The sequence below is a fragment of the Thermus kawarayensis JCM 12314 genome (assembly GCF_055393575.1).
Genome location: NZ_AP043757.1, coordinates 124,874 through 136,927 on the forward strand (window position 1 = coordinate 124,874; position 12,054 = coordinate 136,927).

A 12,054-nucleotide genomic window follows, 5' to 3' on the forward strand; every position below is an offset into this window, starting at 1 on the left:
GGGTTCATTCTACCCCGGCCCAGGCCACCTCCAGGGGCCGCCCGAAGGCCTCCTGGAAGAGCCCTGCCTGCTTCTCCGCCTCCAGGCGCTCGGCCCAGGGATCGGCCTCCGCCTCCAGGAGGAGCCTCACCCGCTCCCCCACCTCCACCCGTACCCCCCGCACCCGCCCCGAGCGGGTGCGCTCCAGCATCTCGGCCAGGCGCAAGAGGGCGGAGAGGCGCTTCAGGCGCTTGCCGTCCCCCCTCTGGAAGAGGGCCCGGAAGGGGCCCGCCTCGGGGTTTCCCCGGCGGTGGTAGCGCACCAGGAGGGCGAGAAGGGCCTGTTCCCGGTGGGAGAAGCCGAAGAGGGCCTCGGAGAGGACCAGGTAGGCCCCGTGCTTGTGGTGCTCGTGGTAGCCGATGTGCATGCCGATGTCGTGGAGGTGGGCGGCCTCCAGGAGGAGCCTTTCCTCCTCCGCCCCGTAGCGGTGGAGGGGGGAAAGGCCCCGGAAGAGCGCCTGGGCCAGGGCCTTAACCCGGTCGCGGTGGGCCTGGGAAAAGGGGTAGCGGAGGAACAGGTTCTCCACGGCGAAGGCCCTGGGGTCCTGGAGGAGGTGGGGCTCGGGGAGGAGGCGGGTGAGGAGGACCCCCTCGCGGAGGCCCACCCCGCTCACCCAGAGCCCGGGGGCCCGGAGATGGCGGAGGAGGGCCCGGAGGAAGGCCAGGGTGGCGGGAAGGGTGCGGGCCCGGTCGGGCTGCAGGCCCGGAAGCTCCTGCCTCGCCCTCTGGGGAAGGCGGAGGAGGTCCCCGGCCAGCTCCTCCACCGCCTCCCTGGGCAGGTAGTAGCCGTGGAGCAGGTCCAAGGGGTACCCGCGGCGCCTCTGGTGGAGGCGGGCCACGGCCCGCAGGTTCCCCCCGAGGCCCACCAGGGGAAGCCCCCTTTCCAGGGAGAGGGCCCTCAGGTACCCTTCCACGGCCCGCTCCAGGGCCCGGACCTCCTCCCTGCCCGGGGGGTCGGAGACCAGGAAGCCCTCGGTGAGCCGGAGGGCCCCCAAGGGAAGGGCCCGGCCCCAGAGGAAGCGGCGTCCCGCCATGAGGGAGACCTGGGCGCTCCCGCCCCCCTGGTCCACCACCAGGGCCTCCCCCAGGGGGAGGGCGTTGGCCACGGCCAGGACCCCGAGGCGCGCCTCCTCCTCCCCGGGAAGCACGCGGGGAGCCAGGCCCAGGCGGGAGGCCTCCTCCGCCACCAACCGGCCGTTGTCCGCATCCCTCACCGCGCTGGTGGCCAGGACCACCACCTCCTCGGGGGCCACGGCCCGCAGGAAGTCGGCGAAGGCCCTAAGGGCTTTCCTCCCCCGCTCCAGGGCGGCCTCGGCGATGCGGCCCCGGGCCAGTCCCTCCCCCAGGGCCACAGGCTCGCGGAGCTCGTCCAGAATCCGGAAGGAGCGCCCCGGCTCGTACCCGTAGAGCACCAGGCGGAAGGTGCCCGAGCCCAGGTCCAGGACCCCCAGGGTCCTGACCGTCCCCTGACTTTCCCCCGGCATATCCTTGAGCAAATGCGCCTCCCTCCCGAGCAGAGCTGGCTCCAGTTTAACCGCCGGGTCCTCCTCCAGAGCACCCGGCCGGACTTCCCCCTCCTGGAGAGGATGCGCTTCCTCGCCATCTGGAACCGAAACCTGGACGAGTTCTTCGCCGCCCGCATCGCCAAGCCCTTCCTGAAGGCCCGGGGAAGCCCCGAGCACCGGGCCCTCCTGGCCGAGGCCAAGGCCCAGGCCCTCCTGGCCCAGGAGCGCTACGAGGCCCTATTGGAAGAGGCCTCGCCCCGCCTCGAGGTCCTGCCCCCCGAGAAGCTGGACGAGCTGGACTGGCTCTACTTCCGGGTCTACCTGGCAGAGGTGGTGGCTCCCAAGACCGACCTCATCCCCTGGGAGGTGGCCGCCGACCTCAGCCACGGGGCCCTTTACTTCGCCTCGGAGGACCACCTGGTGCGCCTGCCCCAGGAGCTTCCCCGCCTCCTGCCCGTGCCGGGGCGGGAGGGCACCTACGTGCGCCTGGGGGCCCTCATGCGGGCGCGGAGCGACCTCTTCCTGCCAAAGCCCGCCCCCCTCTACGAGTTTCGGGTTCTGAGGCTCTTGGAGAGCGAGCGGGCCCGGGCGGACTGGGACGAGCTGGCGGAGAGCCTCGAGGCCCGCCAGGAGGGGACCCCTACCCTCCTGGTGGCGGAGCGGGGCTTTCCCCAGGCCTGGCTCCGCCGCCTCCGGGAGGCCCTGGGCCTGGGGGAGGAGGAGGCCCTCACCCTTCCCCCGCCCCTGAACCTGGCCCTGGTGGAGCGCCTGGTGGCCGAGGGGCCCCCCGAGTGGCGCTTCCCCCCTCTGCGCCCCTCCCGGCCCAAGGCCTTCCTCAAGAACCCCCTGCATCGCCTCAAGAGGAAGGACCTCCTCCTCTACCACCCCTGCGAGGACTACGGGGCCGTGGAGCGCTTCGCCCAGATGGCCCTGGAGGCGGAGGAGATCTGGGCCACCCTCTACCGCATCGGGGAGGAAAACGCCCTGGCGGAGGCCCTCCTCGAGGCCGCCCGCCTGGGCAGGAAGGTCCACGTCCTCCTGGAGGGCCGGGCCCGCTTTGACGAGCTCTTGAACCTCTCCTGGTACCTGCGCTTCCTCCGGGCCGGGGTGAGGGTCCTGCCCCTCCCCGAGCGCAAGGTGCACGCCAAGGCCCTCCTCCTCCTCACCCGGGAAGGGGGGTACGCCCACCTGGGCACGGGCAACTACAACCCGCAAAACGGCCGCCAGTACACCGACTTCTCCCTCTTCACCGCCCGGGAGGAGGTGGTTCGGGATCTCCTGGCCTTCTTCCAGGCCATGGCCCGGGGAGAGGCCCCCAGGCTCCACCTCCTGGCCACCGGGGAGGCCATCCGGCGCCTCCTCCTGGAGGCCATAGAAAACGAGGCCCACCCCGAGGGACGGATCCTCCTCAAGTTCAACCACCTCACGGACCCTGGGGTGCTGGAGGCCCTGGCCCGGGCGGCGGAGAAGGGGGCCCGGGTGGACCTCCTGGTCCGGAGCACCCTCACCCTCCTGCACCCCCGCTTCCGGGTGAGGAGCCTGGTGGGCCGCTTCCTGGAGCACGCCCGGGTGGCGGCCTTCCGGAACGGGGGGAGGTGGCGGGTCTACCTCACCAGCGCCGACGCCATGCCCCGGAACTTCCAAGACCGTTTTGAGCTCCTCTTCCCCCTGCTGGACGAGGAGGCCAGGGGGAAGACCCTGCGGGTGCTGAAGCGACAACTCCGGGACGGGCGGAACGCCTTCCTCCTGACCCCCGAAGGGGCCGAGCCCCTCTGGGACCAGGGGAAGGACGGGCAGGGGTGCCGGTGAGGCCGCCTCAGGGGGGATGACCGTCCCCTGACACCGGGGCCGTATGCAGGAGGCGTGCGCGCCTGGGCCTTTCTCCTCCCCACCGGCCTTTTCCTCCTGGCCTTCACCTACCTTCCCGCCCTCAGGATCCTCGTGGAGGGCTTCCCCGCCCTCCCCCGGCTCCTCATCCCGGAGAACGGGAACGCCCTCCGCGTAACCCTTCTCTACACCCTCCTCACCGTGCCCCTCTCCGTCCTGGTGGGCCTCCTCGCCGCCTTGGCCCTGGAGGGGGAGGGCCGCCTCCGCCAGGCCGTGCGGGCCCTGGTCTTCCACCCCGTCCTCCTGCCCGCCCGGGGCCTCCTTCGGCGGGTACCCCTCACCACGCCGGGCTATCCCGCCCAGCACGCCCCGGGAGGCGGGCTCTACTACGAGGTCCGCCTCCTCTACAACGCCCTCGGGATAAACCGGAACCGGGTGGCCAGGCCCCCCGCAACCTGGCAGGACCTCCTCAGGCCCGAGTGCCGGGGCCTCGTGGCCATGCCCGACCCCAACTTCTCCGGGGCCGCCCTGGCCACCCTGGGCACCCTCTCGGCCCGCTACGGGCTGGGCTTCTTTGGGGGGCTCAAGGCGAACGGCCTCCGGGTGGAGCAGTCTAACCCGGTGCTCCAGCAGAAGCTCGCCCGGGGGGAGTACGGAATCGCCCTCACCACCGACTTCGGCCTCCGGCAGGAGGTGGCTAAGGGAGCCCCCTTGGAGGTGGTCTACCCCAAGGACGGGGCCATCCTGGTCCCCACCCCGGTGGCCGTTCCCACCTGGGGCAAGAACCCCGAGCTGGCTGTGCGCTTCCTCGGCTTCCTCCTCTCCCCCGAGGGACAGCGGATCTTCGCCGAGCGGGGCTACTACCCGGTGATGCCGGACGCGCCCAGGCCCAAGGGGGCCCCGGAGCGGGTGGTGGGCCTCAGGGCCCGCTTTGCCGACGCCGCCACCCTGGAGCGCTTCAACGCCCTCTTCGGCCTGAGGCGATGAACCCGGGAAGGGCCCTTGCGGGGCTGGGCGTCCTCCCCCTAAGCCTCCTCTTCCTCCCCTTCCTCGCCCTCGCCCTGAGGGGAGCGGCGCACCTGGAGGAGGCCCTGGCGGTCCGGGACGTGATCCTCGGGAGCCTCCTCCTGGCCGGCCTGGGGGCCCTGCTCGTCCTGGGGGCGGGCCTCCTCCTGGCCTTTCTGGGCTTCCTGGGCGGGGTGGGGCGGGGCCTCGAGGCCCTCCTCCTCCTCTCCTTCTACATCCCGCCCTTCGTCACCGGGATGGGCCTCCTCTTCACCTTCCAGTCCCTGGGGGTAGGGCTTTACGGGGCGAAGGGCATCCTCCTGGCCTGGGTCCTCCACTACGCCCCCATGGCCTACGTCCTTCTCCGCCCCTCCCTGGAACCCCTCACCCCCCTCCTCCGGGCGGCCCGGGCCCACGGGGTGGTGGGGGGGAAGCGGCTTCGGGCCCTCCTCCCTCCCCTTCTCCCCGGCCTCCTCTCGGCTGGGGGTCTGGTCTACCTGGCCCTTCTGGGCAACTTCGGCGTCCCCGCCGTCTTGGGCCTGCCCGAGCGGGTCTACACCCTGCCCACCCTGGCCTACGCCCGCCTCACCAGCCCCCTCAGCCGGGACCCCCTCGGGGAGGCCGCCGCCCTGGGCCTGGTCCTGGGACTCCTGGCCCTGCCCGCCCTCCTCCTCAGGCCCAGGCCCCTGCTGGAGGCCGCCCCGGAGGCAAGCCCCGCCCCGAGGCCCCTTCCCCGCCTGGGCTTCGCCCTCTACGCCCTCCTGGCCTTGGCCCTCACCTCCTGGGGCCTCCTCCGGGAAGCCCTCCTGAACCCCTACACCGGGGCCCTGGAGCCCGCCTTCGGCGCGGCCCTGGAGCTTCCCCTGGTGCGAAGGGGGCTGGCCAACTCCCTCCTCCTGGCCCTAGGGGCCGCCTCCTCCCTCCTCCTCCTGGCCCTCCTCCTCCGCCCCTTCCCGGGGGTCCTGGCCCGGGCGCGGGCCTTCCTGGACCTGCACTACACCCTCCCCGGGACCCTCCTCGGCCTCGGGCTCATCCTCCTCCTGGCCCCCACCCCCCTCTACGCCACCGTCTGGCTCCTCCTCCTGGCCTACCTCCTCCACTTTGCGAGCCTGGCCCTGCGCTCCCTGGAGGCCGGGGTCCGGGTGGAGTCCGGCGTGGCCGCGGCCCGGGTTCACGGCCTCCCCTTCCCCAGGGCCTGGCTCCGGGTGGGCTACCCCCTCCTCCTGCCCCAGGCGCAAGGGGCCTTCGCCTTGGTCTTCCCCCTGGCCCTCTCGGAGATCACCCTCTCCGCCCTGCTCTACGCCCCGGGGGCGGAGACCGTGGGGGTGGCGGTGCTCGGGGCCCTGAACGGGGGGCTTTACCGGGAGGCGGCGGCGGTGGGGCTCCTTCTCGCCCTCCTCTCCACCGTGGCCCTCCTCACCCCGGGAGGCAGGCGATGGTGAGGCTGGAAGGGCTAACCAAGGCCTTCGCCCCCGGGACGGGGGTCTTCGGCGTGGACCTGGAGGTGGCCCCGGGGGAGGTCCTGGTCCTCCTCGGGGCCTCGGGGAGCGGCAAGAGCACCCTCCTCAACCTGGTGGCGGGCCTTCTCCTGCCCGACAGGGGCCGGGTCTTTCTCGCCGGCCGGGAGGTGACCCGGCTTCCCCCCGAGCGGAGGCAGGTGGCCTACGTCTTCCAGGACCTGGGCCTGTGGCCCCACCTCACCGCCTTGGAGCACCTCCTCCTGGTGATGCCCAGGCCCGACCGCAAGGAGGCCCTGGCCCTCCTGGAACGGGTGGGCCTCGGAGGCCTGGAGGGGCGGAAACCCCACCAGCTTTCCGGCGGGCAGCGCCAAAGGGTGGCCCTGGCCAGGGCCTTGGCCCGCAGACCCCAGGTGGTCCTCCTGGACGAGCCCTACAGCGCCCTGGACCCCGTGCTCCGGGAGGGGCTTCGCCTCGAGGTGCGGGCCCTCCTCAAGGCGGCCGGGGCCACGGCCCTGCACGTGACCCACGACCCCGAGGAGGCCATGATCCTGGGAGACCGGGTGGGGGTGATGGCGGGAGGGCGGCTCCTGGAGGTGGGGCCTCCCCGGATGCTCTACGAGAACCCCCGCTCCCTCCCCGGCTTCCTGGCCTTCGGCCGGGCCAACCTCCTCCCCGAAGGGGAGGCCCTCCTCGCCTTCCGCTACGAGGAGGTGGCCCTGGGGGGCCCCCTCCCCGCCACCGTCCTGGAGAGGCGGGAGGTGCGGGGAGAGGTGCTCTGCCGGGTCCGCCTGCCCCAAGGGGAGGCCTGGGTGCGCCTGGAGGCCTGGCCGGGAGAGGAGGTGGGGCTGGCCCTGCTTAGGCCCCGGCGCTTCTCCAAGGCGGACGGGGCCCTGACTCTGGCCTGACGGGAGGGGCTTAGCCTGGCCTCGGGGGTGATCTGAGGTGAAGCGCTTGCTCTTGGCGCTCCTGCTGGCGGCCCCGGCCTCGGCCCAGGAGCTTACCCTCCAGTACTGGCACATCAACACGGAGGCCTTCGGGCTCCCCGCCCTGAGGCAGCTCCTCCGGGAGTTCGAGCGCCGCAACCCGGGCATCAGGGTGGAGGAACGCTACCAGCCCAACGCCTACACCGGGCTTCTCCAGAACCTCCAAGCGGCCCTGGCGGCGGGCAACCCGCCCGATGTGGCCCAGATCGGGTACCTCTACACCCGGTACGTGGCCGAAAACCTCCCCTTCGTCCCGGCCGACGAGCTGGACCGCAAGTACACCGCCGGACGCCTCCTCGGGGGCTACGCCCCCAACATCCGCGCCCTGGGGATGGCCAAGGGGCGGATGGTGGGGGTGCCCTACTCCCTCTCCAACATCGTCACCTACTACAACGCGGACCTCTTCCGCCGGGCGGGCCTGGACCCCGACCGACCCCCGGCCACCTGGGAAGGCTGGCGCCGGGCCGCCCGGCAGATCAAGGCCAGAACCGGCAAGTACGGCCTATACCTCATCCTTCTGGACGACAACTGGGCCGTGGAGGCCCTCATCCGCTCCAACGGCGGGAGCCTTCTGCGCTGCGAGGGGGGCTTCTACCGCACGGGGGTGGACGCCCCCGAGGCGGCGGAGGCCTTATCCACGTGGGCCGGCCTGGTACGGGAGGGCCTAGCCCTGGGGGTGCCCCTGCAGCAGGGGGAGCAGGCCTTCCTGGCGGGGGAGGTGGCGGCCTTCATGACCACCATCGCCCGACGGGCAGGCCTCCAGGAGCAGACCAGGGGGCGGTTTGAGCTCCGGGGGGCCCCCTTCCCCACCTTCGGGGCCAAGAGGCCTGCCCTCCCGGGAGGGGGCAATGTCCTCGCCGTCTTCTCCAGGGATCCCAGGCACCAGGAGGCTTCCTGGAAGCTGATCCAGTTCCTCACCTCCCCCGAGGGGTTCACCCTCTGGACCAAGGGGACGGGCTACGTCCCCCTCCTCCCGGGCCTCACCCAGGACCCCCGGTATCTAAAGGACTTCGTGGAACAGAACCCCATCCAGAGGGTGGCGATTCGGCAGCTCCCCTTCACCATCCCCTGGACCAGCTTCCCGGGTAAGAACGGCCTGGCCGCCAGCCAAGCCCTTTTCCGGGCCACGCAAAAGGCCTTGAGCGGCCAGGCCACGGCGGAGAGCGCCCTGAAGGAGGCCGCCCAGGAGATCAACCGCCTCATCGGGGGCGAGCGGTGCAGCGAGTAGGGCAGGCCCGCCTCTCTCCCAAAGCCGCCTTGGGGCAAGGGCGGGAGGCCTTCCTCTACTTGGCACCCGCCCTTCTCCTCCTCGGCCTCTTCGTCTACTTTCCCCTCCTCGCCAACCTCGGGCTCAGCCTGCTGGACTGGAACCTGGTCCGGCCCGAGGCCTCCTTTGTGGGCCTGGAAAACTACAGGGCCCTCCTGGCTGACCCCCTCCTTGGCCAGGTCCTCCGCCAGTCCCTGGCCTACACGGGGCTGGCCCTGGTGGGCAACTTCCTCCTGCCCCTCGGCCTCGCCCTCCTCACCCTCCAGGTCCGGGGACGCTGGCCCGAGGTGTACCAAAGCCTCCTCTTTGCCCCCACGGTGGCCGCCGTCTCGGTGGCGAGCCTGGTCTGGCTCTACCTCTACCTCCCGGCGGCGGGGCCCCTGGCCCACCTCTTCCGGGCCCTCGGCTGGGAGGCCCCCCCGCTCCTGGCGGACCCCCGCACCGCCCTGCCCGCGGTGGCCCTGGTGGCCAACTGGAAGTTCCTGGGGTTCCACTACCTCATCGCCCTGGCGGCCCTCCGGTCCCTGCCCAGGGAGGTCCTCGAGGCCGCCCGGGTGGACGGGGCGGCGGGGCTCTCCCTCCTGCGCTTTGTCCTCCTCCCCCTGCTGGGCCCCGTCCTCCTCTTCCTCTTCCTCAGCGCCATGGCCAGCGCCCTGGAGTACGCCTTCGTGCCCGTGGAGGTGATGACCCAGGGAGGGCCTTTCGGCCACACCAACCACCTCATGTACGCCGTCTACCAGGAGGCCTTCCGCTTTTTCCGCATCGGGGTGGCCGCGGCCCAGGCCACCCTCCTCACCCTTGGGCTCGGGGCCCTTATCCTGGGCCAGCTCTGGCTCCTGGAAAGGAGGGTGGCCCATGGTTAGGCAGGCCCTGGCCCACGCCCTCCTCGGCCTGGCCAGCCTCCTCATGCTCCTGCCCTTCGTTTACCAGATAGGGCTAAGCCTGACCCCGCCCGAGCGCGTCTTCGCCTCCCCTCTTCCCTTTTCTCCCCCCTTCACCCTGGACAACTACCGGGTGGTCCTGGAAAAGCTCCCCATGGGGCGGTACGCCCTCAACACCATGGTCTTCGCCCTGGGGGCTACCCTGGGGCAGCTCCTCTTGGCCCTCCTGGCTGCCTACACCTTCGCCTTCCGGCGCTTCCCCCTGAAGGGCCTGCTCTGGGGCCTCTTCGTGGGAAGCATCCTGGTGCCCTTCGTGGTCACCTATCTTCCCAACTACCTCCTGGTGGCCCGCCTTGGCCTCCTCAACACCTTCCCGGGGCTCATCCTGCCCATGCTCACCGCGGGGTACGCCACCTTCCTCCTGCGGCAGCACTTCCTCACCTTCCCCCGGGAGGTGCTGGAGGCGGCCCTGGTAGACGGGGCCACCCCCCGGCAGGTCCTTTTCCGGATTCTCGCCCCCGCCAGCCTCCCCACCCTGACGGCCCTGGGCATCGCCCTCTTCATCGGGGCCTGGAACCAGTTTGTCTGGCCCGCCCTGGTGGCCAACCACCCCGACATGTACGTCCTCACCGTGGCGGTACAGCGGTTCGCGGGCGGGGAGGGGTCCAACGCCTGGGGGCCCCTCATGGCCGCCTCGGTGCTGGCCACCCTTCCCGCCTTTGCCCTTTACGCCCTGTTCCGCAGGTCCATCCTGGAAACCCTCATGGAAGGAGGCGTGCGCGGATGAAGGTGCTCTTCTTTGGGGACATCGTGGGCGAACCCGGACTCGAGGCCCTGGAGCGGGAACTCCCCGCCCTGCGGGAGCGCATGAGGCCCGACTTCGTGCTGGCCAACGGGGAAAACCTGGACCTCACCCGCCCCGAGGCGGGGAAGGCGGGGATGACCCTCCCCTCCCTAGAGCGGCTCTTCCGCCTGGGGGTGGACGCGGTCACGGGGGGGAACCACTCCTTCGATCCCGAGAACCTGGAAGAGGTGCTGGCCCACCCCCGGGTCCTCCGCCCCCTGAACTACTCCCCTTACGCCCCCGGCCGGGGGAGCCTCCTCCTGAGGAAGGGAGGCCACCGGCTCCTCGTGGTCAACCTGGCCGGGAGGAGCGCCCTCCCCCACGCGGGGGATCCGCTGGAGGCCCTGGAGGCGGTCCTGGACCGGGAAGAGGGCTGGGACGCCGTGCTGGTGGACTTTCACTCCGAGTCCGTTTTTGAGAAGATGGGGACGGCCTTCGCCTTTGACGGCCGGATCGCCGCCCTGCTCGGCACCCACACCCACGTGGCCACCGCCGACGCCCGCATCCTCCCCGGGGGGACGGCCTACGTTTCCGACGTAGGCATGGTGGGGGCGGACGGGGGGATGCAGGGCTACGATCCCGCCTTCCTGGTGGAAGCCCTCCGCAGACGCCTCCTCCCCAGGGGCAGGGCCCTGGCCTACGCCGAGGGCCCCCTGCGCCTCTCCTACGTCTTCCTGGAGCTCAGGGGGAACCGGGCCGAGAGCCTCCTCCACGCTTCGGAGGTCATCTAAGCTCCCGGGAGGTACAAACAGTTGAAAAAAGTAGCAAACTCCAGGTTACACTACCTTCTGGATGACTCCGCTTCTCCTTACGGCATACCAGATCCGGGAGCGTTACGGTCTGCATCGCAACACCCTGTAAAAGTGGGAGAAGCAGGGCCTTCTCCACCCCGTCCGCACACCGGGCGGCCCCAGGCGGTACCGGAAGGAAGAGACAGAACGGCTGCTTTCCTTGGGGGTCGGAGCCCCTTCGGAAAAACCCAGACCCTGTACCGTGCACAAGATACGCTTCGCGTGACCTACGCCCGAGTGAGCACCAAAAAGCAGGAAGCTTTTCTCAGAAACCAGATCGCTCGGCTGGAAGCCTTTGCCAGGGAGCGGGGTTGGGAGTTCGAGGCCGTCGCCGAAGTCGCCAGCGGGGTAAACGAGAACCGGCGGGGCCTCGCCAAGCTCCTGAACCGGGCCAAGAAGGGGGAGCTGGACCGGGTGGTGGTGGAGTACGAGGACCGCCTGGCGCGGTTCGGCCTGGGGTACATCCGCCGCTTCCTGGAGGCCTTTGGCGTGGAGCTGGTGGTCCTGAACGGGAAGGAGAGTCGGGAGGCACATGAGGAGCTGGCCGAGGACCTGGTGGCCATCGTCTCCAGCTTCGCGGCGCGGATCTACGGGAAGCGGGGCTCGCGCTCCCGTAAGGGGCGGAAGGATGCTCAAACACAGAACCCCTAGCCACTTCCAGGGCGTCCACGCCAGGCTGGCCTTCCCCACGGAGAAGGACAGGCGGGACACCCTGGACCTCATGCGCCGGGGCTCGGCCGCCGAACGCTTCGCCTTCAACCGTCTTCTGGAGGGCCGGTCCCGGGAAGAGCTCAAGCGCCAGGACGGCCCCCTCTGCACCCTCTTCCGCCTGAACACCCGCTACGCCGACGACATCGTCCTGAGGGCCCAAGCCCTCATAGAGTCGGCCAGGGAGCGGGGTGTAGATCCCCACAAAGTGGTCTTCGGGGGGAAGAAGCGGTTTGAACAGCTCAAGGGAAGACACCTCTCCGGCAAACGCCGGGAACTCCTCAAACGGGAGTGGTGCGAGGCCCGCCAGGGCCACCTCTACTCCCGGGGGGACGCCTCCAAGGGAGGCCAGGGAAGTCAGGGAACCTGGGCAGGTAAGGTGTCCTGGTGGGCACTTTACCTGACCAGGGGCACCAGTACGGGAATCTCCGGCCTCTGCTCGGAAACCGGGAGCGTCTACATCGCCCGAGATACCCCTGAGCAACTCTTCCTCACCACCGCCATCGCCGCCCCGAGGGGAGCCTTCGGCCCGAGGCCTACCCCACCCGGACGAGCATCGGGAAACTCTACACTTTTGGGGAGCTTCCTGACCCAGAACTACCGCCCCTTCCTCTCCCCTGACGGCACCTCGGGGGTGGCGCCCGCTCTTCGCCCACGACCCCCGCTTCATCCGAGGACTGGCCCCTCCGGGATGGTCCGTCCTCCCGCGACGGGTGTGGGGGATCACGGTGGTCTACGTGCGGAA

At 70.9% G+C, this 12,054-nt stretch carries 9 protein-coding genes and 2 pseudogenes; 10 read left to right on the forward strand and 1 reads right to left on the reverse strand.

Annotated elements, in window-relative coordinates; translation table 11 throughout:
* Positions 1-4 precede the first annotated feature (4 nt).
* Entirely contained in the window at positions 5-1,522 is a 1,518-nt protein-coding gene (locus ACZ5RK_RS11885; RefSeq protein ID WP_464910198.1) for a Ppx/GppA family phosphatase, read from the reverse strand.
* A 12-nt stretch (positions 1,523-1,534) separates the two neighbouring features.
* On the opposite strand from ACZ5RK_RS11885, the gene ACZ5RK_RS11890 reads away from it, so the two are divergent.
* The 10 genes and pseudogenes from ACZ5RK_RS11890 to ACZ5RK_RS11935 form a co-directional block, all read left to right on the forward strand.
* Positions 1,535-3,352 (forward strand): polyphosphate kinase, encoded by a 1,818-nt coding sequence (locus tag ACZ5RK_RS11890; protein WP_464910199.1) that lies wholly within the window; start codon positions 1,535-1,537, stop codon positions 3,350-3,352.
* Between the two features lie 54 nt (positions 3,353-3,406).
* On the forward strand, positions 3,407-4,357 hold the full coding sequence (locus ACZ5RK_RS11895) for an extracellular solute-binding protein (protein ID WP_464910200.1): 951 nt from the start codon (positions 3,407-3,409) through the stop codon (positions 4,355-4,357).
* Positions 4,354-5,817 (forward strand): ABC transporter permease family protein, encoded by a 1,464-nt coding sequence (locus ACZ5RK_RS11900; protein ID WP_464910201.1) that lies wholly within the window; start codon positions 4,354-4,356, stop codon positions 5,815-5,817. The genes ACZ5RK_RS11895 and ACZ5RK_RS11900 overlap by 4 nt, the downstream gene beginning before the upstream one ends.
* Complete coding sequence (locus ACZ5RK_RS11905) at positions 5,811-6,740, forward strand: ABC transporter ATP-binding protein (RefSeq protein ID WP_464910202.1); 930 nt, start codon at positions 5,811-5,813, stop codon at positions 6,738-6,740. The genes ACZ5RK_RS11900 and ACZ5RK_RS11905 overlap by 7 nt, the downstream gene beginning before the upstream one ends.
* A 37-nt stretch (positions 6,741-6,777) precedes the next feature.
* Positions 6,778-8,046, forward strand: coding sequence for an ABC transporter substrate-binding protein (locus ACZ5RK_RS11910; RefSeq protein ID WP_464910203.1), 1,269 nt, complete (start codon positions 6,778-6,780; stop codon positions 8,044-8,046).
* Positions 8,034-8,948, forward strand: coding sequence for a carbohydrate ABC transporter permease (locus tag ACZ5RK_RS11915; protein ID WP_464910204.1), 915 nt, complete (start codon positions 8,034-8,036; stop codon positions 8,946-8,948). The genes ACZ5RK_RS11910 and ACZ5RK_RS11915 overlap by 13 nt, the downstream gene beginning before the upstream one ends.
* Positions 8,941-9,753, forward strand: coding sequence for a carbohydrate ABC transporter permease (locus tag ACZ5RK_RS11920; RefSeq protein WP_464910205.1), 813 nt, complete (start codon positions 8,941-8,943; stop codon positions 9,751-9,753). The genes ACZ5RK_RS11915 and ACZ5RK_RS11920 overlap by 8 nt, the downstream gene beginning before the upstream one ends.
* Positions 9,750-10,541 (forward strand): YmdB family metallophosphoesterase, encoded by a 792-nt coding sequence (locus tag ACZ5RK_RS11925; protein WP_464910206.1) that lies wholly within the window; start codon positions 9,750-9,752, stop codon positions 10,539-10,541. The genes ACZ5RK_RS11920 and ACZ5RK_RS11925 overlap by 4 nt, the downstream gene beginning before the upstream one ends.
* A gap of 61 nt (positions 10,542-10,602) precedes the next feature.
* A pseudogene (locus tag ACZ5RK_RS11930) lies at positions 10,603-11,252 on the forward strand (IS607 family transposase).
* Positions 11,230-11,658: pseudogene (locus tag ACZ5RK_RS11935) on the forward strand (IS200/IS605 family accessory protein TnpB-related protein); the annotation flags it as partial. The pseudogenes ACZ5RK_RS11930 and ACZ5RK_RS11935, both read left to right, overlap by 23 nt.
* Between the last annotated feature and the right edge of the window lie 396 nt (positions 11,659-12,054).